General features: G+C 41.2%; 23 protein-coding genes. 1 reads left to right on the top strand and 22 read right to left on the bottom strand.

Features of this window, described 5'->3' with window-relative positions; all coding sequences use genetic code 11:
* Positions 1 to 40: 40 nt before the first annotated feature.
* Positions 41 to 883 (bottom strand): hypothetical protein, encoded by an 843-nt coding sequence (locus tag DWY07_RS07400; RefSeq protein ID WP_226801013.1) that lies wholly within the window; start codon positions 881 to 883, stop codon positions 41 to 43.
* Positions 884 to 1,093: 210 nt separating this feature from the next.
* A complete protein-coding gene (locus tag DWY07_RS07395; protein WP_008400969.1) occupies positions 1,094 to 1,429 on the bottom strand; it encodes a LysM domain-containing protein in 336 nt (111 codons plus the stop codon).
* 249 nt (positions 1,430 to 1,678) lie between these two features.
* Here DWY07_RS07395 and DWY07_RS07390 point away from each other — a divergent pair, with 249 nt between their 5' ends.
* Complete coding sequence (locus tag DWY07_RS07390; protein ID WP_347465325.1) at positions 1,679 to 5,905, top strand: acyl-CoA dehydratase activase-related protein; 4,227 nt, start codon at positions 1,679 to 1,681, stop codon at positions 5,903 to 5,905.
* A gap of 363 nt (positions 5,906 to 6,268) precedes the next feature.
* On the opposite strand, the gene hisF is transcribed toward DWY07_RS07390, so the two are convergent.
* From hisF to DWY07_RS07290, 20 genes are all read right to left on the bottom strand, one after another.
* Positions 6,269 to 7,030 carry an imidazole glycerol phosphate synthase subunit HisF gene (gene hisF / locus DWY07_RS07385; RefSeq protein WP_117822599.1) on the bottom strand — a complete coding sequence of 254 codons (762 nt, stop codon included), beginning with the start codon at positions 7,028 to 7,030 and terminating at the stop codon, positions 6,269 to 6,271.
* Between the two features lie 2 nt (positions 7,031 to 7,032).
* Complete coding sequence (hisH, locus tag DWY07_RS07380; protein ID WP_117822598.1) at positions 7,033 to 7,644, bottom strand: imidazole glycerol phosphate synthase subunit HisH; 612 nt, start codon at positions 7,642 to 7,644, stop codon at positions 7,033 to 7,035.
* Between the two features lie 623 nt (positions 7,645 to 8,267).
* Positions 8,268 to 9,227 (bottom strand): hypothetical protein, encoded by a 960-nt coding sequence (locus DWY07_RS07375; protein ID WP_117822597.1) that lies wholly within the window; start codon positions 9,225 to 9,227, stop codon positions 8,268 to 8,270.
* A 497-nt stretch (positions 9,228 to 9,724) separates the two neighbouring features.
* A complete protein-coding gene (locus DWY07_RS07370; RefSeq protein WP_117822596.1) occupies positions 9,725 to 12,004 on the bottom strand; it encodes a DNA topoisomerase (ATP-hydrolyzing) subunit A in 2,280 nt (759 codons plus the stop codon).
* Positions 12,005 to 12,019: 15 nt separating this feature from the next.
* Complete coding sequence (locus tag DWY07_RS07365; RefSeq protein WP_008401000.1) at positions 12,020 to 13,924, bottom strand: DNA gyrase subunit B; 1,905 nt, start codon at positions 13,922 to 13,924, stop codon at positions 12,020 to 12,022.
* Between the two features lie 67 nt (positions 13,925 to 13,991).
* Positions 13,992 to 15,602, bottom strand: coding sequence for a HAMP domain-containing sensor histidine kinase (locus DWY07_RS07360; RefSeq protein WP_242997325.1), 1,611 nt, complete (start codon positions 15,600 to 15,602; stop codon positions 13,992 to 13,994).
* A complete protein-coding gene (locus tag DWY07_RS07355) occupies positions 15,574 to 16,275 on the bottom strand; it encodes a response regulator transcription factor (RefSeq protein WP_117822594.1) in 702 nt (233 codons plus the stop codon). The genes DWY07_RS07360 and DWY07_RS07355 overlap by 29 nt, the downstream gene beginning before the upstream one ends.
* Positions 16,276 to 16,354: 79 nt before the next feature.
* A complete protein-coding gene (gene trmD, locus DWY07_RS07350; protein WP_117822593.1) occupies positions 16,355 to 17,080 on the bottom strand; it encodes a tRNA (guanosine(37)-N1)-methyltransferase TrmD in 726 nt (241 codons plus the stop codon).
* Positions 17,080 to 17,607, bottom strand: a complete 528-nt coding sequence (gene rimM / locus DWY07_RS07345) for a ribosome maturation factor RimM (protein ID WP_242997324.1) — start codon at positions 17,605 to 17,607, stop codon at positions 17,080 to 17,082. The genes trmD and rimM overlap by 1 nt, the downstream gene beginning before the upstream one ends.
* Positions 17,608 to 17,677: 70 nt before the next feature.
* Positions 17,678 to 17,905, bottom strand: coding sequence for a KH domain-containing protein (locus DWY07_RS07340; RefSeq protein WP_008401006.1), 228 nt, complete (start codon positions 17,903 to 17,905; stop codon positions 17,678 to 17,680).
* 21 nt (positions 17,906 to 17,926) lie between these two features.
* Positions 17,927 to 18,172 (bottom strand): 30S ribosomal protein S16, encoded by a 246-nt coding sequence (gene rpsP / locus DWY07_RS07335; RefSeq protein WP_021943973.1) that lies wholly within the window; start codon positions 18,170 to 18,172, stop codon positions 17,927 to 17,929.
* Positions 18,173 to 18,213: 41 nt separating this feature from the next.
* On the bottom strand, positions 18,214 to 19,560 hold the full coding sequence (gene ffh / locus DWY07_RS07330; RefSeq protein ID WP_117822592.1) for a signal recognition particle protein: 1,347 nt from the start codon (positions 19,558 to 19,560) through the stop codon (positions 18,214 to 18,216).
* Between the two features lie 32 nt (positions 19,561 to 19,592).
* Complete coding sequence (gene ylxM / locus DWY07_RS07325; RefSeq protein WP_165853025.1) at positions 19,593 to 19,949, bottom strand: YlxM family DNA-binding protein; 357 nt, start codon at positions 19,947 to 19,949, stop codon at positions 19,593 to 19,595.
* A 95-nt stretch (positions 19,950 to 20,044) separates the two neighbouring features.
* Positions 20,045 to 20,974 carry a bifunctional riboflavin kinase/FAD synthetase gene (locus DWY07_RS07320; protein ID WP_117822591.1) on the bottom strand — a complete coding sequence of 310 codons (930 nt, stop codon included), beginning with the start codon at positions 20,972 to 20,974 and terminating at the stop codon, positions 20,045 to 20,047.
* A gap of 14 nt (positions 20,975 to 20,988) precedes the next feature.
* Positions 20,989 to 21,921 (bottom strand): tRNA pseudouridine(55) synthase TruB, encoded by a 933-nt coding sequence (truB, locus tag DWY07_RS07315; protein WP_117822590.1) that lies wholly within the window; start codon positions 21,919 to 21,921, stop codon positions 20,989 to 20,991.
* Positions 21,915 to 22,862 carry a bifunctional oligoribonuclease/PAP phosphatase NrnA gene (locus DWY07_RS07310; protein WP_242997323.1) on the bottom strand — a complete coding sequence of 316 codons (948 nt, stop codon included), beginning with the start codon at positions 22,860 to 22,862 and terminating at the stop codon, positions 21,915 to 21,917. Before DWY07_RS07310 ends, truB begins: the two co-directional genes overlap by 7 nt.
* Complete coding sequence (rbfA, locus tag DWY07_RS07305) at positions 22,852 to 23,241, bottom strand: 30S ribosome-binding factor RbfA (RefSeq protein ID WP_008401014.1); 390 nt, start codon at positions 23,239 to 23,241, stop codon at positions 22,852 to 22,854. The genes DWY07_RS07310 and rbfA overlap by 11 nt, the downstream gene beginning before the upstream one ends.
* Complete coding sequence (infB, locus tag DWY07_RS07300) at positions 23,241 to 26,153, bottom strand: translation initiation factor IF-2 (protein ID WP_117822588.1); 2,913 nt, start codon at positions 26,151 to 26,153, stop codon at positions 23,241 to 23,243. Before infB ends, rbfA begins: the two co-directional genes overlap by 1 nt.
* Positions 26,154 to 26,156: 3 nt before the next feature.
* The gene (locus DWY07_RS07295; protein WP_021943979.1) at positions 26,157 to 26,480 is read right to left on the bottom strand and encodes a ribosomal L7Ae/L30e/S12e/Gadd45 family protein; all 324 of its coding nucleotides are present in this window, start codon (positions 26,478 to 26,480) and stop codon (positions 26,157 to 26,159) included.
* Complete coding sequence (locus tag DWY07_RS07290; protein WP_008401017.1) at positions 26,470 to 26,739, bottom strand: YlxR family protein; 270 nt, start codon at positions 26,737 to 26,739, stop codon at positions 26,470 to 26,472. Before DWY07_RS07290 ends, DWY07_RS07295 begins: the two co-directional genes overlap by 11 nt.
* Positions 26,740 to 26,803 lie beyond the last annotated feature (64 nt).

Here is a 26,803-nt window from a genome sequence, read left to right as displayed (position 1 = left end):
AACTATCTATTATCCTCTCATCATTAATTAAATCCATCTCTTATTTATGCTCGTGCGTGAACAAATGATCCTGGCAATATTCCTTGTTGCCTGTACATCTGGAGCAATAACGAAACTGCATGTCAGGTGCTTCCTTATCTGTGATGCCGCATACATAACATTTATGTGTCACATTCTCTGAATTGTTGACACGCACCTGCTTCGCATAATTCCTCCTTCGCTTGATCTGCTTTGGAGAAAGCCGTCTGAAATCCTTTGTGCTGAAATAGAAAATTACAAAGTTTAAAAGTGACATTACGATATTTACACGTCCCATCAGGTTTGCGTTCATAAAATAATATCCTATAAACACCAGATACAAAACAGATAACCACTTCATCTTAACCGGAATGATCATTGCATACAGTACCTGCATATCCGGATAACAAGCTGCGACTGCCAAAAATAAGGACAGACAGATATAATAACTGGATACGATATAGATATGAGAATCCCATGACATCGGAATATGAAATACATACTGACAAAGTATATATGCGATCATTGTTCCTGCCATTGTTAGAAACATGCCACCAAATATATACAGGTTGTACAAAAACGTACCGATTGAACGTTCTAACAGATTACCGATACTGTAATAAAAGAACAACATAATGATAGTAAAGATACTGACACTTAATTCCGGAGGAGTGATTACCCATGTAAGTAATCTCCAAACTTCTCCCTGCATAACAAATGCAGGAACAAGAATCAGTTTTGATAAAACCTGTGGTGCAAACATCAGAAGCAGATAGCCAATGACATATCCAAGGATCAGATACAAGGACAGATTCTTGATCGCATACCGACCAAACTTCCTTTCAAGCTTGTTTATCATCTTCATGAATGGATCTCCTTTTAATTTCATTCATACTATTTGTTTTCGGTATATAAACAGATTTGCCAACATCTGTTATATCCACAAATCAGGGAACTGCCATATTCCCATCCAATGAGAATATGGCTGATAGTATCCCGACATTATCAAATTATATAATAGAACGAAAAACTTTACAACAGCACAATCATGAAGAATTTCTAACTTTTATATATCTTAATCCACAACCAGCTCCAATCCTTCCGGCAAAACGACCTGATACAAGTTCTTATTGTTCTCAAATAATTCCTGTGGACCGACACCAAAATACATGAATACAGATTCAAAGGTATCTCCTTTTTTCACTGTATAATGCATCTTTCCATCTCCGGAGCCTTCCTGTTCTATCGGAATACAGATTTCTTCCCCTTCCTGCATATTATAGACATTTACATACGGATTTGCAGTTATGATGTCACAGAGATTACATTTGTAGTGTTTTGAAAGCTTATATAATGTATCCCCTTTTTCTACTACATGGATCACTCCATTGCAATGATCATAATTTTCCATTTCATACCATCCGGCTTTTTTTATTATTATATTCGGAATCTGAAAAATGTTCCCTTTTCTTCTTATTAAAATATAAATCTTTCTCTACCTTTTTCTAAAATAAAAATTAAATAATAAAAAATCAAGGAAAATCAATCCTAAAATAAATATTAAGTTCGTCAGAAAAGGGAAAAAATCATTGTTTTTTGTAAAACGTTCCACTATAATAGATTCGGTTCAATAAAGAGAAAATTTTGCAAAAAGATTAGGATGGTTTTTATGTACAAATTAGGAATTGACATCGGCTCAACAACCGTAAAAGTTGTTGTTCTTGATGATTCACACAAGATTTTATTTTCTGATTACAGAAGACACTACGCAAACATAAAGGAGACATTACAGGCTCTTATAAATGATGCAAAAGCCAGGCTTGGTGATGTAGAAGTTACTCCGGCAATCACCGGCTCCGGCGGTCTTGCGCTGGCAGAGGTTATCGGTGTACCTTTTACCCAGGAGGTAGTCTGTGTTTCAGAAGCATTACAAGACTATGCTCCACAGACGGATGTTGCGATCGAGCTTGGTGGCGAAGATGCCAAGATCATATATTTTACAAATGGAATCGAACAGCGTATGAATGGTGTCTGTGCCGGTGGTACAGGTTCCTTCATCGACCAGATGGCTACTCTTCTTCAGACAGATGCCAGTGGTCTGAACGAATATGCAAAGGACTATGATACGATCTATCCGATTGCTGCCCGCTGTGGTGTATTTGCCAAGACAGATATCCAGCCTCTGATCAATGAAGGTGCAACCAAGCCGAATCTGGCTGCGTCTATCTTCCAGGCTGTTGTCAACCAGACAATTTCCGGTCTTGCATGTGGTAAGCCGATCAAAGGAAATGTTGCGTTCTTAGGCGGCCCGCTTCATTTCCTCCCTGAACTGAAAAATGCATTTATCCGTACTCTGAATCTGACCGGGGATGCGATCATCGATCCGGGTCATTCTCATCTTTTTGCTGCAACAGGTGCTGCCCTGAATTCCAAGCCGGAGGTATCCAGAACACTCGGCGAACTCAGTCATTCCTTAGACGGTGAGTTACATATGGCTGAAAATGTACTCCGTCTTCCTCCATTATTTGAAGACGAAGCAGCCTATGAAACATTCAAGGAGGAGCACAATAAATATAAAGTAAAACGCGGTGACCTTGCTACATATAAAGGAAACTGCTTCATCGGTGTTGATGCCGGTTCTACAACCACCAAGGTAGCTCTTGTCGGTTCAAATGGTGAATTATTATACGACTTCTATAGCAGCAACAACGGAAGTCCGTTAAATACAACGATCAAAGCGATCAAAGATATCTATTCCAAGTTGCCGGAGGGTGCTGTCATCGCCGGTTCATGCTCTACCGGTTACGGCGAAGCCCTGATCAAGCAGGCACTTTCTCTTGATTTTGGCGAAGTAGAAACGATTGCCCACTATACAGCAGCAGCATTCTTTGATCCTGAGGTTGACTGTATCCTCGATATCGGTGGCCAGGATATGAAATGTATCAAGATCAAGAACAAAGTCGTAGATAATGTCATGTTAAATGAAGCATGTTCCTCCGGCTGTGGTTCTTTCATTGAAACATTTGCCAAATCCTTAAATTATGATATTGCTGATTTCGCAAAGATCGCTACAACTGCCAAGACTCCTATCGACTTAGGTTCCAGATGTACGGTATTCATGAATTCAAAAGTAAAACAGGCACAGAAGGAAGGTGCATCCGTAGCTGATATCTCAGCCGGTCTGGCATATTCCGTTATTAAGAATGCACTTTTAAAGGTTATCAAGCTGACGGATCCAAAGGATCTCGGTAAGAACATCGTCGTACAGGGTGGTACCTTCTACAACGATGCTGTCTTAAAGAGCTTCGAGGTGATCTCCGGCAGAACCGCTATCCGACCGGATATCTCCGGTATCATGGGTGCTTTCGGTGCTGCCCTTATTGCCATGAATAAATATAAAGAAGGCTTTAAGACTTCTATGCTGTCGATTGATGAGATCAGCAAGCTGACTTATACCACAAATATGACCAGATGTAAGGGCTGTACCAACAACTGTCTGCTGACGATCAACCGTTTCTCAAACGGTAAGAATTTCATTACTGGAAATCGTTGTGAAAAGGGTGTCGGTCTTAAGAAGAATGCAGATAACATTCCAAATCTGTTCGAATATAAATTAAACAGGATCTTCGACTATACCCCGCTTACACCTGATATGGCAAAACGTGGTGTGATCGGCATTCCTCGTGTCCTGAATATGTATGAAAATTATCCATTCTGGTTCACTTTCCTGACAAAGCTCGGATTCTCGGTAGTACTTTCTCCAAAGTCATCCAGAGATATCTACAGTCTTGGTATTGAATCGATTCCAAGTGAATCCGAATGTTATCCGGCTAAGATCTCACACGGACATGTTATGTGGCTGTTAAAGAATGGTATCACATCCATTTTCTATCCTTGTGTTCCATATGAAATGAACGAAACACCGGAAGCAAATAACCACTACAACTGCCCGATCGTTACATCCTATGCCGAAAATATCAAAAACAACATGGAAGAATTAAAGGATGACAAGATCACCTTTATCCGTCCGTTCGTCGCACTGGATAATGAACAGGCACTTGTCGAGCGTCTGCATCGTGAAATGAAAAAATACTACGATGTTACAACCGATGAGATCGCATCTGCTGTCCGTGCTGCATATGAAGAAGCAGAAAAAGTAAAGACCGATATCCGTGAAAAAGGCGAAGAAACTCTTCGATATATCGATGAACACGACATCCTTGGAATCGTCCTTGCCGGTCGTCCATACCATATCGACCCTGAGATCAACCACGGTCTTCCGGAACTGATCAACTCATATAAGATCGCTGTTCTGACAGAGGATTCCGTTGCTCATCTGGGACAGGTAGATCGTCCGCTTATCGTATCTGACCAGTGGATGTACCACTCCAGATTATATAAGGCAGCAAACTATGTTAAGACCTGTGACAATCTGGAACTGATTCAGTTGAACTCCTTCGGCTGTGGTCTGGATGCCGTAACAACCGACTGTGTAAATGATATCCTGACAAAATCAGGAAAGATCTATACCGTTTTGAAGATTGATGAAGTAAGTAACCTTGGTGCTGCCAGAATCCGTATCCGTTCACTGATCAGTGCAGTTAATTCCAGAAAGGAACAGAACTACAAGACCTGCCCATCAAGCAGTGCGATCAACCGAATCGAATTTACCAAGGATATGATGAAGGACTACACCGTTCTTGCTCCACAGATGTCACCGATCCATTTCAATCTGCTGGAATCTGCATTCAAGGTTATGGGCCTCAATATCGAGATCCTGCCGGATGCAACCAAGGAAACGATCGATGTCGGATTAAAATATGTAAATAACGATGCCTGTTATCCTTCTCTGATCGTCGTTGGTCAGTTGATGAGTGCCATCACATCCGGTAAATATGATGTAAATAAACTTGCAGTTATCATGAGCCAGACCGGTGGTGGCTGCCGTGCAACCAACTATGTCGGATTTATCAGACGTGCGCTTGCAAAAGCAGGTTACGGCCAGATCCCTGTAATTGCATTATCGGCTCAGGGATTTGAGAAGAACTCCGGTTTCCCTATCACCTTAAAGCTTGCAAAGCGGGCAATTCAGGCACTTGTCTATGGTGATGTCTTCATGCGTTGTCTTTACCATACAAGACCATACGAGAAAGAACCGGGATCTGCAAATGCGATCCATGAGAAATGGGAAAAGATCTGTAAGAAGACACTGGAAGAAACAGGAAGCACAGCAAGATTTAAAAAGAATATCAGTGGAATCGTACATGACTTCGATACTCTCCCACTTCTTGACATCAAAAAGCCAAGAGTTGGTATCGTTGGAGAGATCCTTGTAAAGTTCCTTCCATCTGCAAACAACCATCTGGTTGATCTGCTGGAATCGGAAGGTGCTGAAGCTGTTATGCCGGATCTGCTTGATTTCTTCATGTACTGCTTCTACAACAGTAATTATAAATATGAATATCTGGGCAAGACACACAAAGGCGCAATCATCGGAAATGCAGCTATCTCGCTCCTTGAGCATATGAGAAAGCCTGCAACTGATGCTTTAAAGGCAAGCAAACGTTTTGATCCACCTACACCGATCACGCATCTTGCAGAATATGCCAGACCTTTTGTATCCATCGGTAACCAAACCGGTGAAGGCTGGTTCTTAACAGGTGAAATGATCGAGCTGATCAACAGCGGTGCCGCAAATATTGTCTGTGCACAGCCATTTGCCTGTCTGCCAAACCACATTGTCGGCAAGGGTGTTATCAAGCATCTTCGTGAGGCTTATCCGGATGCTAACATTGTGGCAGTCGACTACGATCCTGGGGCATCCGAGGTTAACCAGATCAACCGTATTAAGCTGATGCTGGCAGCGGCCAACAAGAAGCTGAAATAACCCGCCTGTTTGGACATTGCGGCAAACTGCATATAGGCAAATTTACTTTACAATTATAAAAACAGACACATATAACTTCTATTCCGCAGATCACTTTCGTTCTATTTTTCACGTAGCGGTACTAAATTCACCGCTTATCGCGGTTCATTAAGGACCGACGTGAAAAAAGGTCTGCTTCATAGAAATATATGTGCCTGTTTTTTCTTTTATTTACGAATGCCTATATGCAGTTTTTATATTTATCGAAGCATTATCATTCTCTACACAAGGCAAATATTTCATAATAAAAACCACATATACAATCTATTTCTCAGATTATCTACAAGAAATGCTTCCAAAACACGCATACACACAATGGATATTCTACATCATCCGCATAGGGATGCCACGTTCACTTAAATACTTCTTCAGATCTGAGATCTCAAGCTCTTTGTAATGGAATAATGATGCTGCGAGTGCAGCTTCTGCTTTTCCTTCTGTCAGAGCATCGTAGAAGTGTTCTTTGGTTCCTGCTCCACCGGAAGCAATAACCGGTACATTTACATTCTCTGCAATCGTTCTGGTAAGGTCGATATCGTATCCGGCTTTCGTACCATCACAATCCATACTGGTAAGAAGGATTTCTCCTGCACCAAGTTCAACTGCCTTCATGGCCCATTCGACTGCGTCGATACCACAGTCAATTCTTCCACCATGCTTGAAGATATTCCACCCACCATCCGGACGTCTCTTGGCATCAATGGCAAGTACAACGCACTGGCTGCCGAATTTGTCGGCTGCTTCTGCGATCAGATTCGGATTATCGATTGCGGCTGAATTTACAGATACCTTATCTGCACCTTCACGAAGAATTGCCTTAAAATCATCTACTGTTCGGATTCCTCCACCTACAGTAAACGGAATAAAGATCGTCTCTGCCACACGTCTGACCATATCTACTACGATATTTCTCTGATCGGAGGATGCTGTGATATCTAAGAATACCAGCTCATCAGCGCCTGCTTTATCGTAAGCAGAAGCTACCTGAACCGGATCTCCGGCATCTACCAGATTTACAAAATTAATACCCTTTACAACTCGTCCGTTTTTCACATCCAGACATGGAATAATTCTCTTTGTATGCATGATTACGCCTCCAATTCTATGAAATTCTTCAGGATCTGAAGTCCAACGGTTGAACTTTTCTCCGGATGGAACTGGCAGGCAAATACATTGCCATGTTCGATCGAAGCATGGATATTCGTTGAGTAAAATGTGGATGCAGCTACATATTCCTCATGATCTGCCTTCAGATAATACGAATGAACGAAATATACATATGGATGTTCCGGAAGTCCTTTAAATAACCTTGCTTTCGGATTGATATCAAGTGAGTTCCATCCGATCTGTGGAATCTTAAGTCCCGGCGCATCCGGAATCCGGAGGATCTGTCCATCTACGATTCCCAATCCTGTTACTCCCGGTGTCTCCTCGCTTGTCTTAAATAATAACTGAAGTCCAAGACAGATACCCAGAAATGGTTTTCCCGAATCAACGACATCATAAATAACATTTTTCAATCCATATTCATTGATTTTTCCCATTGCATCGCCAAAACTTCCAACACCCGGAAGAATAACTCCAGAGCTGTCCATAATGACATCCCTGTCTCTTGTAATTATGGCTTCTTCGCCAAGAAATTGTACGGCTTTTTCGACGCTTTTGATGTTACCTGCATCGTAATCAATAATCGCTATCATTTGTTTATTTCCTTTCAAATCAGGTATAAATCATCCTTTATCAGCAATGACCTTCATCATTATATCACACCAAGGGTACAGTGTCTAATTACTCTATATAGTAACTTTTTCTTTTTAATTGAACATTTGTTCTGTTTATGTTATGCTATTGTTGTATAATTGAAAAGAAAGCAGGATGTGATGTTCCGATTATTAGATGCCCTCTAGTTTACAAAGGAGGGTGATGCCCTATGAACACGCTTGAAGTTTTAACTTTAGTGCTAGTAATTTTTGCGGCTCTGTCTTACATAGACAATCATAATAATAATAAAAAGAAATAGCATCCTCCGACCAAAGTGAATGCTATTTCTTAATAAATATCATATTACTGAGGGCAAATCGGATATTACATCCGATTACCTTTCTAAGTAGATTATATACTAGGGCATTTGTTTTTTCAAGTGCCCTTTTTTCATCATCCCGTAACTCTTTTACAATCTCTACTTTTTCCCATTTAGTACAACCTTTTTACATTGATTTTTCTTCCAAATAATCAGTTAAATCGTCTATTCAACCACCTTATCATTTAAAGTCAGATTTTTTCAGAAAGTCTTTAACTTATGCCTTCTACATAAATATTTTTATCAGTCTATATCTTCATCCATATTATCATTGTATCCAACTTCCATTTCAGAAATTGCTACACTATCTAAGTTTTCTATATTAAGAAAAACTGTTTTATATTTTTCACTAACGTTTTTAGTACTTAGTACATATACATAACATTCTTTTCCGATTGCCGAATCTAGTAAACTAAGTTTATTATTTTTTCCATACCTGCAATTAGAAATTAAATCCTTGTGAATAATACATTTTACTTGTTTTTGTGAGTCTAAAAATTTATCTAAAAATATGATACTGTAACTACTATCCTGTCTCTTATAAATCTTAGCTTTTGCATAATATATGTAGTGATTTCTGTCTTTTTCAGTAATTTCTTTTTCTGTACTTATTTTTTTAAATAAATTGTCTAATGAGTAAGTATATTTTCTGCCTTTTCCAAAATCTATTTCAACAGAATCTATCTTTGTTTTATCACTTTTGTTAGACTCTACAAAAAACCAAACCAAAGAATTCAACCAATAATAATTAGATTTTCGTTCTTTATTACTATTATTATAATTGCTTCTTTTTTTATCATATTCATTTTCTTTTTTATCATGGTTATTTACATTTACTTTATTTACTATTCCATGATTCTTTGGACGCACTAAATGAAAACAGACTTTCTTCCCTATAACCGGATTCTGTCCATTAACTGTATGATTTTCTTTTGTATAAACATTCAATTTATTTTCTTTATTTATTTGACATTTAGGACTATGCATATTTGTCCTACTAGCCATTATAAAATGTGGATTCATTTTTCTTTTATCTGCATAAGTATCCATATTTTTACATGTTATCTTTGCATCACATGCAGGATCAGGACATACAAACGCTTTTTTATCAAATAATCTACCTTCAATCCACATCTCATTTGCTTCCATTGCATCAATTACTTCATCTATTTCTAAGCTATATGCTAAATCTATTTTTGCCACATTCATCTCTCCTTATTTATTTTACAACGTGTAGTATTTGAATCTATTTCAATTAGTTTTAAAACTTTTTCTTATTTTCGACTCCTTTTTAGCACTTTGGTATTACCGTTTGTTTTATTGCTGACTCAAGTAATAAACAAGTTTTATTTAAATTATAACCTTTTTTAATTATTAGGTACAGTACAAACTTATATTTTTATTCTGCTTCTTTTAAGCTATTGTATATTTCATCTAAGAAAATACCAAGTACTTTTTTTCATCATTGCTTAATAATAAACTGAGACAGCTTGATTCTACTTCACTTTTTCCCTTATATTTCTGTGCTACACATCTTGATGAAAATACAACAATCTCTGTTTCAAACAAAATTTCACCAGACACAACAAGGCACACCAGATACCTCCGTATCTGATATGCCTTATCCGTACATTCATATTTAATTTGCCCTAATTCTATTTCAGCGCAAATATGGTAATATGCTACTTTTACTTTCTTCCCTACAACCGCAGCTTTGTTCCTTTACTGCCACGTTTACATGCTTTGATTCGTGTAAACAGGATCTCTGTATTGTCTACAAAGAAGCTGTCCTTTGTGCTGCCGACTGCTACTTTTTCGATCTCATCATCGTCGGTGATGTTCACCAAGCGGATGCAGCCTGCACCTTTTCCTTTGACCGGGATCTCGCTGATCTGGATTCTTGCATAGTAGCCAAGTATACTCTTTACAACGATGAAATCTTCCATCTCGGCATCATGGATAAAGATGATATCTTCTTCCTGCTTGGATGCTGCGATCATCTTACGAAGTACATCGTAGTTATTTCCCGGAACCAGCTTTGCCTGACCATGCTTGGTCACAAATAACAGGTTCTTATCTATGATCTGCTCGATGCAGCACATATATAATATGTTTTCATTTCCATTCATATTGCAGAATTCAAAGATCTGAATACCCTTATCCGACAATCTGCCGATCAGACCGGAACCATTTCCCTTTTTACCGGTATTCTTCTTTGCCTGAAGCTTGATGATATCAGCAACCTTGATCATATACATCTGGTTATTATCTGCAAATACACCGACACGTTCTGTGTTCTTACATTTGAATGAGAAACGGTAGTCTTTGTCGATCTGCGCTTTGTTTTTATCATAAAGATTGGCATCAACGACCTTGATATAATAGAAACGATCGAGAAGTACAGCAACCTCTGTCTCGACTGCCTGTGCTTTCTTAACGACAACTTCGCCACAGTCTGCGATCACAGTCTTTCTTGGAAGTGCATATTTCTCCTTGATCTCTAACATATCAGCGATCATCTGCTTCTTCATATTGCTCTTGCTTTCAAGCAGCTTTGAATACTTCTTGATCAGCGTCTCTGCATCTTCCAGTTCTTTCTTAAGGGCATTTACTTCCAGGCCGATGAGCTTCTGTAAACGCATGGCAAGGATCGCATCTGCCTGCTTCTCGGTAAAGCATAAGAACTTTGCATCTGCCTCTGAACCTTTGAATCGGAATGTAATATTGGAGGTATCTCCATGCATCAGACATGCCTTTGCGTCCGCTACCTTCTTACTTCCACGCAGGATCTCTATGATCAGGTCGATACAGTCAACCGCTGTAAGAAGACCGGTCTTGATTTCCCGTACTTCCATCTGATTTTCTAACAACTTCGTGTATTTGGTATTGTATAGTCCGTATTTGAAATCCGTATAGATCGACAGGATCCGCTTCAGTCCCATGACCTCCGGCTTACCGTCATAAATACAGTTGATATTTACACCAAAGGTATCCTCTAGTCCTGCCTTTTTATATAAAATATTAATGATATTCCGGATTTCTTCATCTGTTGTACCCTTCTTTACATCGATACACAAACATTCTCCGTTCTTATCTCCACGGTCAGCGATATCTACAACGGCCGGTAATTCACGGTTTCTGGTAAGCTCTGCAACCGTATCCAAGAACTTCGCTGTTCCACCGATCATCGTAAACGGGATCTCAGTTACACAGATACTTTTTCTTCCATGACCGATATCACGGATCTCCACCTTACCTCTGACCTTGATCCTGCCAAGTCCTGTTTCATAGACCTGCATCAGATCTTCATTGGATGCATTGATGATACCGCCGGTTGCGAAATCCGGTCCTTTCATGACCTCCAACAGATCCTCAAGCGGTACTTCCGGATCATTCAGATACATCACGGTTGCATCGATCACTTCTCCAAGATTGTGTGTCGGAATATTGGTTGCCATACCAACTGCAATTCCGGTCGAACCACTGACTAAGATATTCGGAACCTGAAACGGAAGAAATGTAGGCTCTGTCTCTGTTCCATCGAAGTTTGGAATAAACTGATCCTTAAAGAAAGACAGATCCTTCATGCAGACATCCTCGGTATATTTGGATATTCTTGCCTCGGTATATCGCATTGCCGCTGCACCGGAGCCATCTACCGAACCAAAGTTACCATGCGGATCTACAAGCGGGATCGGAAGCTTCCAGTTCTGCGCCATATTTACAAGACCTTCATAGATTGAACTGTCTCCATGTGGGTGATATTTACCCATCGTATCACCGACGATTCTCGCACATTTACGATGTGGCTTATCTGAACCTGCCAGACCGTTTAATGAATACAGGATACGACGCTGTACCGGCTTTAAACCGTCCCTGACATCAGGGAGCGCACGTTCTGTTATAACGCTCATGGAATAATCTACATAGGATTGTCCCATTTCACTTTCATAATCAACATTTAAGATTTTTTCAGACATAGATTTCCTCTTTCCTTAGATATCAAGCACTGCATCTGTACTGTGTGTCTCAATATATTCTCGTCTCGGTGCCACTTCTGTTCCCATCAACGTCTGTGTCAGCTTATTTGCTTCCACGATACTGTTGATCGATACCTGCTTTAACACACGGCTCTCCGGGTTCATCGTTGTCTCATAGAGCTGGTCTGCATCCATTTCTCCAAGACCTTTGTAACGCTGGATCGTGAATTTACCGGTATGCTTCTTTCGATAACGGTTCAGTTCTTCATCTGAATACAGATACTGCATATGCTTGCCCTCGCCCACTCTGTAAAGCGGCGGGATCGCGATATAGATGTGACCCTCATTGATCAGATCCGGATAAAACCGATAGAAAAATGTCAGAAGCAATGTAGCGATATGCGCGCCATCGACATCGGCATCAGTCATAATGATGATCTTGTCATAGTTTAATTTATTAATATCAAAATCGTTGCCATAGCCCTGCATAAAACCGCATCCAAATGCATTAATAAGTGCTTTGATCTCAGCATTCTCAAGAACCTTGGCTACTGTTTTCTTCTCTACGTTTAAGATCTTACCACGAAGTGGCAGGATCGCCTGATATTTACGGTTTCTGGCTGTTTTAGCAGAGCCGCCGGCAGAATCACCCTCGACTATGAAAATCTCGCATTTGGACGAATCATTAGATTCCTGCTTGGCAAGCTTTCCATTTCCTTCAAAGGAGAATTTATTCAGATTGATCTTGGATTTTTCCAGTGCTTTTTTCTTCGACAGGCTGACTGCCCGATCACAGATATCCTTAAGCACATCATAATTACGATCAAAATATACGGTCAGCTGTTCTTTTACGATATCATCGACAGCCTTTGTTACATCGGTATTTGACAACTTTGTCTTCGTCTGGCCCTCAAACTGTGGATCTGGATGCTTTACAGAGATGATCGCCTGCATACCGGAACGGATGTCTGCGCCACTTAAGTTCGCATCCTTTTCCTTCAATAATCCAAGCTCATTTCTTGCATATGAGTTAATCAGCTTTGCAAATCCTGACTTAAAGCCTGTTACATGCGTTCCGCCTTCCGGATTCGTGATATTATTTGTAAAACCGATGATGTTTTCTTCCCCGTCCTCTGTCATGACAAATACGATATCAGCAGTTATATTCTCTTTCTCTCCACTGATCGCAATGATCGGTGAAGTATGTGTAAGTCCTTCCGATATATCCTCTACAAATGCAGACAGACCGCCCGGCTGATGGAATACGACCGGTTCCTTGCCGTCTCTCTTATTATGAAATGTGATCGTAAGCTCCGGATTCAGATATGCCGTTTCCTTGATTCTCTGCATGATCGCATCGGCTTTAAATTTTACTGTTTCAAAGATCGTATCATCCGGATATAGGGTTACCTTTGTTCCGGTTCGTTTCTCTTTTAACCGGGTACGCGGCAGATTCCCTTCCGGAGTCAGCTCCGTTACCGGAACGCCATACTCATAGCTGTCCGTGTAGAGATATCCGTCTCTTGCGACCTCAACCAGCAGCTTCTTTGATAATGCATTTACAACAGCAGAACCTACACCATGAAGACCACCACTGATCTTATATGTGGAGCTGTTGAACTTACCACCGGCATGCAGTACGGTATATACGACACGTTCCGCAGGTATTCCCTCTGTCTCATGTATATCAACAGGAACACCCCGTCCATCATCTGACACGGTCGCTGAACCGTCTTCATTGATACTGACATATATATTTTTACAATAACCTGCAAGGTGCTCGTCCACGGAGTTATCGATCAGCTCCTGAATCAGATGGTTCAGACCGCTTCTTCCGGTGTTACCGATATACATACCCGGTCTGAGTCTTACAGGCTCTAGTCCCTTCAGCACCTCTATATTTTTTGCACTATACGACATAACATTTCCTCTCTATCCACATAATCATTGATTAGTATATTCTGTATTCCATTTTTTTGCAAAGAAATTATTCTGTTTCTTTCTTTTCAATACCGATTTTTTCTTCGATATCGTCTGTCTCCCCGATAATATCCAGATCAAAATAGAATACAACTCCATCTTTTACATTATACACACCATAACACTTCTTATGTGCCTGCATGGTAGCCGCGACAATGGACAGACCGATGCCGCTTCCGCCATATTCTCTGGTTCTTGCCTTATCTACCTTGTAGAACTTGATGAACAGCTTCTCCAGTTCGCCCTCCGGTACATTTGGTCCCTGATCATATACATAGACACGGAGATTTCCAAGGATCGATCCTTCTTCATATGTGGCTCCCGTTTTTTCATACATATATTTTTCTGTCCAGACACGGACTTCTTTCTCTTTATAGCAATAATGGATCGCATTTGTCAGATAATTACGGAAGACTTCTTCGATCATGAATTCGTCCGCATAGACATTGATCGGATCTATATCATCATAAACGATCGTAACCTGACTCTGCTCTGCAAGGATTGCAGACGAATCGATGGAATTATGGATCAGATCAACGATATTGAACATTTCCTTATTCACTCGGTTCTGCCCGAATTCTATCTCATTCAGATCAAGTAACTGCTTTACCAGCTTATTCATCTTGTTTGCTTCATCAACAATGACATCACAGTAAAAATTCTTGCTTTCTTCATCATCATTGATATTATCCCGCAAGCCTTCTGCATAACCCTGTACCAGTGCGATCGGTGTCTTTAATTCATGTGATACATGTGACAGGAATTCCTTACGCATCTCGTCAATCTTGATCTTCTCATCAATCTCCACCTGAAGCTTCTGGTTTGTCTCCTTAAGCTCCGTCAGCGTCTCATTCAGCTTATACGACAGATCATTCATATAACAGGACAGCTCACCGATCTCATCATTGGACGGATGCTCGATCCTTGCATCAAAATCAAGAGTTGCCATTCGTTTTGCAACCCTGGTAAGCCGTTTGATCGGTCCGGCAAATATCTCACTGACAAAATACATAAGAATACAACTGATGATTGCTGTTGTAATTAGTACAGCCATAAAATATTTGATCGTTGTCTGGATCGTGGAATCCACTCTGGCAATTGTGGTACGCACGATAATAACAAATCCATTATCCAGAAATCCGAGCAGATCAAAATAACTCTGAGCTGTATCCTTATCCTTTGTGATCTGTATCTTATAATCCTTATGCTTCTCGACCTCTTCCCGTTCGATCTGGGAATTATTCGCATCTATACTGTCTGAGAACATCAGGAACTCACCGATACTTTTCAGATTGTTAAATACAGCCGTGTCCTCATTTACCGTTGTATAGATCTTCATATGAACATCATCCACAATATAGATCATCGCATCGGATTTATTCTCGAGCAGGCTCTCCATGCTGTCAAGGTCATAGCTGCCATCTCTGTTCTTATTTGATGAATCTTTGAAAAAAGCATCGCATTCCTGATAGGTCTGGATCAGATTATTTTTCAGTTCATTGTAATAATATTTTTTTATGAAGATAACGGACAAAATGCCTGACAGCAGGATCATTACAGTAATGATCGCCATCAGACAAAGTGTTATCTTACTCCTTATCGACCTTTTTCTCATCATCCACCTCGAACTTATATCCCATGCCCCAGATCGTCTTGATATAGTCACCTTTATCCTGCAGCTTGCTTCTGAGCTTCTTTACATGGGTATCGATCGTTCTGGCATCTCCAAAATAATCATAATTCCATACATTATTCAGTATCTTCTCTCTGGATAATGCAACTCCTTTATTCACCATAAAATAATTCAACAGCTCAAATTCTTTATAACTGAGTTCGATCGGTTCTCCATCGATCGTTACGATATGGGCTGCAAGATCCATCGTGATACCGCCTGCCGAGATCACACTGTCAGCCGGTACATCACTGGTTCTTCTTAAGATTGCTTCTACTCTGGCAACCAGGATCTTCGGACTGAACGGCTTCGTGATATATTCATCAATACCAAGTTCAAATCCCAGAAGCTCATCTCTTTCATCTGACTTTGCAGTCAGCATGATGATCGGAACCTGTGAGAACTTCCGTATCTCCTTACAGGTCTCCCAGCCATCCATCTTCGGCATCATAACATCTAAAATGATCAGTCCGATGTCTTTATTATTCATAAAGATATCAACCGCTTCTTCACCGTCTCCTGCTTCCAGAACGATATATCCTTTCTTACTCAGGAAATCCTTGACCAGCTTACGCATTCTGCTCTCATCGTCAACTACCAATACCTTTATACTATCCATATGCGACCTCCTGTTATTTCCATTTCTTGCTGTATTCTAACAAACATCTATGTCATAAATGTGAATTTTAAATGGGAATTTACCTTTTTCTCTTTTTCTTCTCCACAACCGGGTGATTTGCTTCATATTTCGCATACAGATCCGGCCGCCGTTCTTTTGTCCGGCTGATCGACTGTTCCAGTCTCCATGCCTCTATATTCTTATGATGACCGGAAAGCAGCACATCCGGGACCTTCTTCCCCATGAATTCTACCGGTCTAGTATATTGTGGATATTCTAACAGATCGTCATGAAAGGATTCGATCTCCGCACTGTCATCATTGTTCAATACCCCAGGAACCAGTCTTGATACAGTATCAATGATCGCCATTGCCGGAAGCTCACCGCCGGTTAAGACAAAATCACCGATCGATACATAATCCGTTACGATCAGCTCCAGCGCACGTTCATCGATACCCTCATAATGTCCGCATAAAAGCACCAGATCATCTTCAGCGGCAAATTCTTCTGCCACCTTCTGTGTAAATGTCCGTCCCTGCGGTGTCATATATACAACCTTTAATTTCTTTCCTGTCTTTTCACACAAATACTGATAGGCATTATAAACCGGCTCTGCCTGCATCACCATTCCGGCTCCGCCGCCATACGGATAATCGTCTACATGCTTATGCTTATCCTTTGTAAAATCCCTGATATTCACTGCTTCAATATGGATCAGCCCTGCTTCCATCGCCCGGCCGGTAATACTGGTTCTAAGCCCGTCCATGATCATATCGGGGAATAATGTAAGAACATAAAAATTCATCATTCTCTCCATTCGTTCTCATCTTCTGCGATTTTCAGAAGATGTACCTTTACCGTTTTATTTACCGTATCAATATCTGTTACCCATTCCTTTACAACCGGAACGTAGATATCGTCCTGTCCTTTTTTCTTTATAACAAAGATATGATTCGCCGGCGTCTCCAGTACATCATCGATCACACCGATCTCTGTGTCATTCTGATCGTATACCTTTGATCCGATCACATCACAGATAAAGAACTCACCATCCTCTAAGGCTACGGCATCCTCTCTGTTTACAAGAATATCATACTGTCTTAAAGCTTCTACATCATTTATACTATCATACCCTGCAAACTTCAAAACTACCATGTTTTTTAAAAATTTACAGGATGTACATTCAGTTTCAATCTCTTTGCTGCCTGATACCAGAAAACATTTTTTCAGGCTTTTAAATCGATTCAGGTCATCCGTTGTCGGATATACTTTTACCTCTCCCTTGATACCATGCGGTGCTGTGATCACACCCACTCTCAGTCTGTCTTCCAAAATTATATCTTTCCTCCACTATAACTAAAAATGGGGGAGTTATGATAACTCCCCCAAAAAGATCTTTGTACTACTTAATATCTACAATTACCTTTTTGTCACCCTTTGAAGCAGCTGCTTTTACAACTGTACGGATGGATTTGGCAATTCTGCCTTGTTTTCCGATAACCTTGCCCATATCCTCTGGTGCAACAGTCAGTTCAACTTTAATTATATCGTCTTTCTCTGTCTCAGTAACAGATATTTGCTCTGGATGATCTACTAGGGATTTTGCAATGATTTCAACTAAATCTTTCATTTAAACACCTCCCTGGTGATATTATTTTTCAATACCTGCCTGCTTGAATAACTTAGCAACAGTCTCAGTTGGCTGAGCACCTGTCTGAAGCCACTTCTTAGCTGCTTCTTCATCGATCTTTACTACGCTTGGCTCCTGGTTAGGATCATATGTTCCAATCTCCTCGATGAATCTACCATCTCTTGGGGATCTTGAATCTGCAACGATTACTCTGTAAAAAGGATGCTTCTTATAACCCATTCTTCTTAATCTGATTTTTACTGCCATTTTGTTTGTTCCTCCTGAAATAAAATATAAAATATAAAAATTTATTTAAATCCAAACGGAAGCTTGAATCCACCGTGGCGTTTCTTGCCACCCATCATACCGGACATCTGCTTCATCATTTTCTTGGATTGTTCAAACTGCTTTAAGAAACGATTAACTTCCGCGATCTGAACGCCCGCGCCGTCTGCAATACGTTTCTTTCTGGATGGTGAGATCGGATCCTTCAGACATCTCTCATTCGGTGTCATGGACTGAATGATCGCCTTCGGCTTCTTGCCTGCATCTTCATCGATCTGTACATTCTTCATCTGACTGGACATTCCGGGCATCATGGAGAGCAGATCTCCGATTCCACCCATCTTCTCAAGCTGATCCATCTGTTCCATAAAATCATTGAAATCAAAGGATGCTTTCCGGAACTTCTGTTCCATCTCTTTCGCTTTCTCATCATCGATCGCATTCTGTGCTTTCTCGATCAGCGATTCCACATCACCCATTCCCAGGATCCGACTCGCCATACGGCTCGGATAAAATGGTTCCAGATCTGTCAGCTTCTCACCCATTCCTGCATACAGGATCGGCTTTCCGGTAACAGCCTTAATGGAAAGTGCCGCACCGCCTCTGGTGTCACCATCTAACTTCGTTAGGATCACACCATCTATACCAATCTTATCGTTAAATGTCGTTGCAACATTGACAGCATCCTGTCCTGTCATCGCATCAACGGTAAGAACTGTATATGTAACATTGATATTTTCCTTGATCTCCGCAAGCTCATCCATCATATCTTCATCTACATGAAGTCGTCCGGCCGTATCGATAAATACCAGATTCATATGATTCTTTTCTGCATGCAGGATCGCAGCCTTGGCAATATCAAGCGGCTTATGATTCTCTCCCATCGTAAAGACAGGCACGCCAACCTTTTCACCATTGATCTGCAGCTGCTTGATCGCAGCCGGTCTGTATACATCACAGGCAACTAACAATGGTTTCTTGCCTTTATTCTTAAACTGATATGCAAGCTTTGCAGCCGTTGTTGTCTTACCGGCACCCTGAAGACCGCACATCATAATGACTGTAATCTCATTTGACGGAAGTAATTTCAGTTCTGTTACATCAGAACCCATCAGCTTATCCATCTCTTCTTTTACAATCTTAATGACCATGTGTCCGGGATTCAAACCCTTAAGGACTTCTTCACCAACAGCTCTGTCACTTACAGCTTTGATAAATGATTTAACAACCTTGAAGTTTACATCGGCTTCCAGTAAAGCACGCTTTACTTCTTTCATTGCCTCTTTTACATCATCTTCTGTAAGAACACCCTTGCTTCTCAGTTTCTTGAAAACATTTTGAAGCTTGTCAGATAAACTGTCAAAAGCCATGAATATCTCCCTTCGTTCCTAACACTCATCTACTAAAACTCGTCCAGTATCCGATCCGATAACCGGTCGATTGCTTCTATCTTCAAATTCAGCCTGTCATCCTGATTCTCTTCCATCAGCTCCGAAATGCAGTCTTTCATCTTCTCGACCTGTTTTCTCGCTTTCATGAATTTATCAACAAGCTGTAACTTATCTTCATATTCTTCCAAAATCTTATCGCAGCGCTTGATCATGTCATAGACACCCTGTCTGCTGATCTGATTCATTCTGGCAATCTCGGAATAGGACATATCATTATTGACCACATCTTCATAAATTGCTTTCTGATGCTCCGTCAAAAGCTCTCCATAAAAATCATATAATAAAGACTGTCTGACTATTTTCTCCATACGATCACCGCCTGTAAAGTATTTTCCCTTTACCATGGGTTATTCTATACCATGCCTGCATCGTTGTCAAGTAAAATATCTTGACAAATTAATTTTTATCCGAATATCCTCTGTTTTGCCACTTCCATGTCTGCAAGCATCTGTGCTTTTAATTCTGAAACACCTGAAAATTTCTGTTCTCCGCGAATAAAGGATAACAATTCCATGACCAGCTTCTGTTCATAGATATCCTCATCAAAATCAAAGATATGCGTCTCGATCGTTACCCTGCGATCTGTATTCACCGTCGGATTGTCTCCGATATTCGTGATCCCATAACAGACCCTGCCGTCCTCCAGATGTATCCTTGATGCATAAACACCCGTCACCGGATAGATTTTCCCATGCTTTGGAAGCAGATTTGCCGTTGGAACCTGGATCGTCCTGCCAAGCTCTCTGCCATGCACTACATGACCGGACAGAAAATAAGGTCTGCCAAGGAAGGTTTCTGCTTCTTCCATTTTTCCCTCACTGATCAACATTCTGATATAAGTGGAACTTACAATGACATCATGGATCTTTTTCTTTTCTATCACGATCACCTGATAGCCGTATTCGCCGGCCATCTTCCGCAGAAGCTCTACATTCCCGCGTTTCTTTTTTCCGAATCCGTAATCGGTTCCTACGACTACATATCCGGCATGTAACCTTTTTACAAGGATATCCGTTACGAAAGCTTCCGGTTCCATCGATGCAAATGCATCATCAAACGGATACTCCACCAGTACATCGATTCCCATCTGTTCTGCAAGCATACATTTTTCTTCCGAGGTTATGATGCTTTGAAGCTTATCTACATCAAAGATCGAATTTTTACGAATATCAAAGGTAAATACGACTCCGGTATATCCATCCTTCTGTAAACGAAGCACCTCGTCAAGCAGCAGCTTGTGGCCCTGATGAAAACCGTCAAACTTGCCAAGTGCAACGACGGAACCTTTTTCTGTATTGATCTGTATATCTTTCTGATTAAAATAATGCTGCATTGTCTTCTATCCTATCATCTATCTGTCTCTGCATTCTTCGGGAACATCTTTACCGGCCGGCAGATGCTCTTTCCCTTTTCATATCGGTATATCGCTGCAAAGCTGTCCGTTTCATCATAGACACGGATGCCCGGAACATCTGTAACCGTTTCAGGACTCACAGCTTCCGCAAACTGGGAAAGCTGAAGTTTATTTCCATTTCTTAACAGCTTTCTTGCATATTCATCTGTACCGATATGAAGCTCCGGATACTCCGGCAGCAATAGTTCTTTCTTCATTACATATGAAGCGATCGTTCCCTGATCTCTCGCCTGCTCGATCTCCGCAAGTGTCAGGCTGTCTTCAACCCTGAAGTTTTTCACTTCAGTACGGACCAACTTCTCCATGACTGCTCCGCAGCCAAGCTTTTCTCCGATATCCCGGCATAAGCTTCTGATATACGTTCCCTTGGAACAATGTATGGTAAATGTAACCCTTGGAAGCGACACATCCTCTATCTTTACCTCAAAGATTCTTACCTCTCTCGGACTCCGTTCGATCTCAATTCCCTGTCTGGCATATTCATAGAGCTTTTTGCCGTTTACCTTGATAGCCGAATACATCGGCGGTATCTGGTCATAAGTACCAATAAAGCTGTTTACCGTTTCTATTACCGATGCTTCGTCCGGGATATCTGCTGTCTCTGTAAGGACTTTTCCTGTTACATCCTCTGTATCTGTTGTCTTTCCGAGCAGCATGACACAACGGTATGTCTTATCCTTATCGATCAGCATTTCGCTTAATTTTGTTGCCTGTCCAAGACACACCAAAAGCACACCTTCCGCCATCGGATCAAGTGTGCCTGTGTGACCGATCTTCTTCTGTTTTAAAATACCACGAAGCTTGGCTACTACATCAAATGATGTATAGCCCTGCTCCTTGTATACATTTAAAAAGCCGTCTAGCATAACTGTTCCTTAATCTCCTCTATCACACCGGCAAGGATCTCTTTGATATCTCCCTTCATGCTGAAACCTGCAGCACGAACATGACCACCGCCGCCATGATTGCAGGATATCCTGCTTACATCAACGATATTATTCGACCGAAGTGAAATCTTGTATTCATCTTCTCCCGTCTGATAGATAAATACCGCCGTTTCCGTTCCCTCTGTGATCCGAAGCTGATCGACAATACCATCCGTATCGATCTTGCCTGCACCACTTTTTCGGAAATCCTCTGTCTCAAGCACTGTGCTGATGATCCTGCCATCTGCATGCTGCTCTGCTTTTGTCAGAGCGATTCCAAGCAGCTTATTTGCGACAAATGTCTTCTTATAGAAGGTTTCATCTATAATAAATGACGGATTTGCACCCTTTTCGATCAGATCACCCGCTATACTCATCGCACTCTTTGTTGTATTGCTGTGTTTGAATACGCCTGTATCATGTACAATTCCCATATAGAGTGCTTCGGCAGCATTCTTATTAATCTTATCCTGTTCCATCAGCTTATAAAGTGCTTCTGCCGCGGAACACGCTTCTGCATCCACATAGCATACCTCACCAAATCCCGGATTGGAGATATGATGATCCACACACATTGTATGCTTCGCATGTTCAAAGATCGGAAGAAAATCTCCCTGTCTTTCCTTATCACCACAATCCACCGCAATACACAGATCATAGACCTGATCTGTCGATGTATGACTGATCTTATCTGCATCATGTAAAAACAGAAAATCCTTGGAGAATTCCTCCAGATAGATCTGTACCTGCTTATCATAATTGCTGATGATATAATTATATAATCCAACCGTTGAGCCTACACAGTCGCCATCCGGACGTACATGTCCGGTTATAGCGATCGTGTCTGCCTGCTCGATCATGGTAAGAAAATCATTCTTCATTTTCTGTATCATCCTCATCATCTTCGATGTCTTTTACAACATCATCTATCTTTTTGGACATTGTTACACCGTATTCGATCGACTGATCCATGATAAATGTGATCTCAGGTGTATTTCTGAGATTAATGGAATGTGCAAGTTCTCTTCTGATAAATCCCATTGCACTGTTCAGTCCCTCCAGTGTGGAGTTTACGGAATCCTGATCTCCAAGGACACTGATGTATGCCTTGCAATATTTCAGATCCGGTGTTACAACCGCCTCTACTACGGATGTCATCGGATTAATACGGGGATCCTTGATCTCTCTGCTGATGATCCGTGAGAGTTCTCTCTGAACCTCTGCATTAATTCTTGTATTTTTTACACTGTTTTTTCTCATTATTTTCTTGGAACCTCTACCATCTGATATGCTTCAATCTGATCCTCTACCTGAATGTCATTAAAGTTCTCAAGAACAATACCACATTCAAATCCCGACTTAACTTCCTTCACATCATCCTTGAATCTCTTTAAGGAAGCCATCTTGCCTTCGTAGATCAGATTTCCTTCACGGGTTATTCTTACGCTGCAATTCCGGTTGATGATACCATCTAATACATAAGAACCTGCGATCATACCGACACCGGAAGCCTTGTAGGTCTGTCTGATCTCTGCATGACCAATTACCTGTTCTTCAAAGATAGGATCTAACATACCCTTCATTGCAGACTCAATATCTTCAATTGCATTGTAGATGACTCTATATAAACGAACATCTACACCTTCTGTCTCTGCTGTCTCTTTTGCTCTTGCATCCGGCCGGATATTGAAACCGATTACGATCGCATTGGATGCGGATGCCAGAATGATATCTGACTCGTTGATCGCACCAACACCGGAATGGATACATTTTACTGCAACTTCATCATTTGAAAGCTTTAACAGACTCTGCTTAACAGCCTCTACAGAACCCTGTACATCAGCTTTGATAATGATGTTCAGTTCCTTGACATTACCTGCCTGGATCTGGCTGTACAGATCATCCAGTGACATTCTGGATTTCGTCTCAGCAAGCATCTTCACTCTGCTCTGCGAAATGTATGTCTCGGAAATCTGTCTTGCCTCTTTCTCATTATCAACTGCCATAAAGATCTCACCGGCTGATGGAACTGTATCCAGACCAAGGATCTGCACCGGAGTGGATGGAGTTGCTTCTGTTACACGGACACCCTTTGAATTGTGCATTGCACGAACCTTACCATGGGAAGATCCAACTGCAAGATAATCTCCTACATGAAGTGTACCCTTCTGCACTAACATAGTTGCAACAGGGCCACGTCCCTTATCAAGCTCTGCTTCGATTACGATACCACGGGCATTTCTGTTTGGATTTGCCTTTAACTCAAGAACCTCTGCAGTTAACAGGATCATCTCAAGCAGGTTATCCAGTCCTTCACCTGTATGTGCGGAAACCGGACAGAAGATCGTTGATCCGCCCCAGTCCTCAGGGATCAGTTCATATTCTGTAAGCTCCTGCTTTACACGCTCGATATTTGCACTTGGTTTATCGATCTTATTGATCGCAACGATGATCTCGATACCGGCTGCCTTTGCATGGTTAATAGCCTCTATCGTCTGTGGCATAACACCATCATCTGCTGCTACAACAAGGATAGCAATATCGGTAGACTGTGCGCCACGCATACGCATAGCTGTGAACGCCTCATGTCCAGGTGTATCTAAGAATGTGATCGTCTGTCCGTTGATCTCTACTACAGATGCACCAATCGCCTGTGTGATACCACCGGCCTCGGCTGATGTTACATTTGTCTTACGGATCGCATCAAGAAGAGATGTTTTACCATGGTCAACGTGACCCATAACGCAGACAACAGGTGGTCTGGAAACCATATCCTTCTCGTCTTCTTCATCCTCTTTTAAGAGCTCCTCGATCACATCAACTTTTTCTTCCTCTTCAGCAATACAATTATATTCCAACGCGATCTCTGCTGCTGCTTCAAAGTCTAACTCAGAGTTCACGTTATACATCTTACCTGCAAGGAAGAGCTTCTTGATCAACGCATTTACAGGCTCTTTGATAATGTCTGCAAGTTCTTTGATCGTTACAACCTCCGGAAGTGTGATCGTACGGATCGTTTCCTTATCCTCTGCCTGCTGCTGTGGCTGCTGTGGCTGATGATGCTTGTTTCTGACATTTTTAGCCAGTCTGCTGATATCTGCCTCAACCTCTTCCGGAGATCTTCTGTTGCCCTTACGAGGCTTATTCTTATCTCTGTTATAATTGTCTCTGTTCTGGCTCTTTAAATCTTTGCCCGGCATCTCTTTTGCTTCAAAATCCTTACGGGTATTTGCTTTTGGACTTCTTCTCTGATTGTTATTATTATCATCCTCGTCATCCTTGCCAAATCCCATCGGAGTATTGTTTCTGTTATTGTTGAACCGGTTGTTTCTGTTATCCGGTCTGTCACCGAACTTCGGCTTGTCAAAGCCACCCTGACGATCTCCATTGCCTGAAAATCTGCTACGATCCTGACCACCACGGCCATTGTTTGAGAATCTTCCTCTGTCCTGACCATTTCTGTCATTGTTAAATCTCGGTCTGTCAGAATTATTTCTGTCACCGGAATTATTGTATCTTGGTCTGTCATTGTTATTTCTGTCAGTGTTGTATCTTGGTCTGTCGGAATTGTTTCTGTCATTACCGTTTCTGTCATTATTATATCTCGGTCTGTCAGAATTATTTCTATCACCATTTGTAAATCTTACACGGTCACCGTTATTTCTGTCGTTGTTATATCTTGGTCTGTCATTTCCCTGCTTGTCGCCAAATCTTGTCTTATCAGAATTCATACGCTCACTATTGTTAAATCTTACTCTCTCATTATTTTGTCTGTCGGAATTATTTCTGTTTCTGTCATCTCTGACAAATCTCGTATGTCCCTCATCTTTACCCTGTTTCGGCTTATTCGCTTCCCCTGTAGCCGGTCGATCATTTCTTACAGCCGTTTTCTTAGGCTCTTCTTTTACAGAAATCTCTTTCTGAACCTTTTCCGGTGCTGTCTTTGCCGCCTTTACGTCCTCCGACTTCTTTTCCGGTACAGGCTTTGCTGCCGGCGCATCTGCTTTCTTTGTACCGGTTCCGCATGCCTTCTTAACGATATTGATCATATTCTCATCAACAGCCGACATATGGCTCTTGATCTCGATACCATTTTTGCCAAGGATTGCTTTGATTTCATTGTTGCTTATATTCAGCTCTTTTGCCAATTCGTGTACTCTCAGTTTCGTCAAAAGTTACACCTCCATATTTTCACTCAAACTCATGTATTTTATGATCTGTTTCGCAAATCCTTCATCTAAGATCGCGATCGACGTCCGGAATTCTTTTCCAACGAATTTTCCCAGACTGTCTTTGTCTCCAAATTCAAAATATGGAATCTCATAAAAATTACATTTTTGATCAAATAGTTTCTTTGTATTATGGGCTGCATCACATGCCACGATCACAGCACATGCGCTTCCGTTTTTTACGGCCTTTTCTACTGAAAAGTTTCCGCTTACCAGCCTTCCGGCCTTTGCACATAAGGAAATCATGGAATAAATCTTCTTACTGTTCAATTGCCTCTAACTCCTTATCCAGTTTCTCATAAACCTCTTTTGGAATCTGCATCTTGAATGAGCGTTCCAGAGATTTACTCTTCATAGCTTTTTTCAGGCACTCTGCCTTACGGCATATATATGCCCCCCGTCCATTCATCTTGCCGGTCAGGTCGATCGCAAAATTATTCTCATTATCCTTCACGATACGGATGAGTTCTTTTTTCGGTATCATCTCATTACAACCAAGGCACTGTCTGAGCGGTATCTTCTTTGCCATAACATCACTTCCTATGCTTATATATTTATCTCCGTTCCAATCGGCATGGTACCCGGTCAGAACT

Source organism: Clostridium sp. AF23-6LB, from assembly GCF_003461085.1.
Lineage (GTDB): Bacteria > Bacillota > Clostridia > Lachnospirales > Lachnospiraceae > Coprococcus > Coprococcus ammoniilyticus.
The sequence above is the reverse complement of the archived record's forward strand: the minus strand, read 5'-3'. Positions and strand labels throughout refer to the sequence as shown.

Bases quoted from the DNA above. Each gene is read 5' to 3' on its own strand.
- DWY07_RS07400 (WP_226801013.1), bottom strand. From the start codon at position 883: ATGAAGATGATAAACAAGCTTGAAAGGAAGTTTGGTCGGTATGCGATC.
- DWY07_RS07395 (WP_008400969.1), bottom strand. From the start codon at position 1,429: ATGGAAAATTATGATCATTGCAATGGAGTGATCCATGTAGTAGAAAAA.
- DWY07_RS07390 (WP_347465325.1), top strand. From the start codon at position 1,679: ATGGTTTTTATGTACAAATTAGGAATTGACATCGGCTCAACAACCGTA.
- hisF (WP_117822599.1), bottom strand. From the start codon at position 7,030: ATGCATACAAAGAGAATTATTCCATGTCTGGATGTGAAAAACGGACGA.
- hisH (WP_117822598.1), bottom strand. From the start codon at position 7,644: ATGATAGCGATTATTGATTACGATGCAGGTAACATCAAAAGCGTCGAA.
- DWY07_RS07370 (WP_117822596.1), bottom strand. From the start codon at position 12,004: ATGTCTGAAAAAATCTTAAATGTTGATTATGAAAGTGAAATGGGACAA.
- DWY07_RS07365 (WP_008401000.1), bottom strand. From the start codon at position 13,924: ATGTCGTATAGTGCAAAAAATATAGAGGTGCTGAAGGGACTAGAGCCT.
- DWY07_RS07360 (WP_242997325.1), bottom strand. From the start codon at position 15,602: ATGATGAGAAAAAGGTCGATAAGGAGTAAGATAACACTTTGTCTGATG.
- DWY07_RS07355 (WP_117822594.1), bottom strand. From the start codon at position 16,275: ATGGATAGTATAAAGGTATTGGTAGTTGACGATGAGAGCAGAATGCGT.
- trmD (WP_117822593.1), bottom strand. From the start codon at position 17,080: ATGAATTTTTATGTTCTTACATTATTCCCCGATATGATCATGGACGGG.
- DWY07_RS07340 (WP_008401006.1), bottom strand. From the start codon at position 17,905: ATGAAAGATTTAGTTGAAATCATTGCAAAATCCCTAGTAGATCATCCA.
- rpsP (WP_021943973.1), bottom strand. From the start codon at position 18,172: ATGGCAGTAAAAATCAGATTAAGAAGAATGGGTTATAAGAAGCATCCT.
- ffh (WP_117822592.1), bottom strand. From the start codon at position 19,560: ATGGCTTTTGACAGTTTATCTGACAAGCTTCAAAATGTTTTCAAGAAA.
- ylxM (WP_165853025.1), bottom strand. From the start codon at position 19,949: ATGGAGAAAATAGTCAGACAGTCTTTATTATATGATTTTTATGGAGAG.
- DWY07_RS07320 (WP_117822591.1), bottom strand. From the start codon at position 20,974: ATGCAGCATTATTTTAATCAGAAAGATATACAGATCAATACAGAAAAA.
- truB (WP_117822590.1), bottom strand. From the start codon at position 21,921: ATGCTAGACGGCTTTTTAAATGTATACAAGGAGCAGGGCTATACATCA.
- DWY07_RS07310 (WP_242997323.1), bottom strand. From the start codon at position 22,862: ATGAAGAATGATTTTCTTACCATGATCGAGCAGGCAGACACGATCGCT.
- rbfA (WP_008401014.1), bottom strand. From the start codon at position 23,241: ATGAGAAAAAACAGTGTAAAAAATACAAGAATTAATGCAGAGGTTCAG.
- DWY07_RS07290 (WP_008401017.1), bottom strand. From the start codon at position 26,739: ATGGCAAAGAAGATACCGCTCAGACAGTGCCTTGGTTGTAATGAGATG.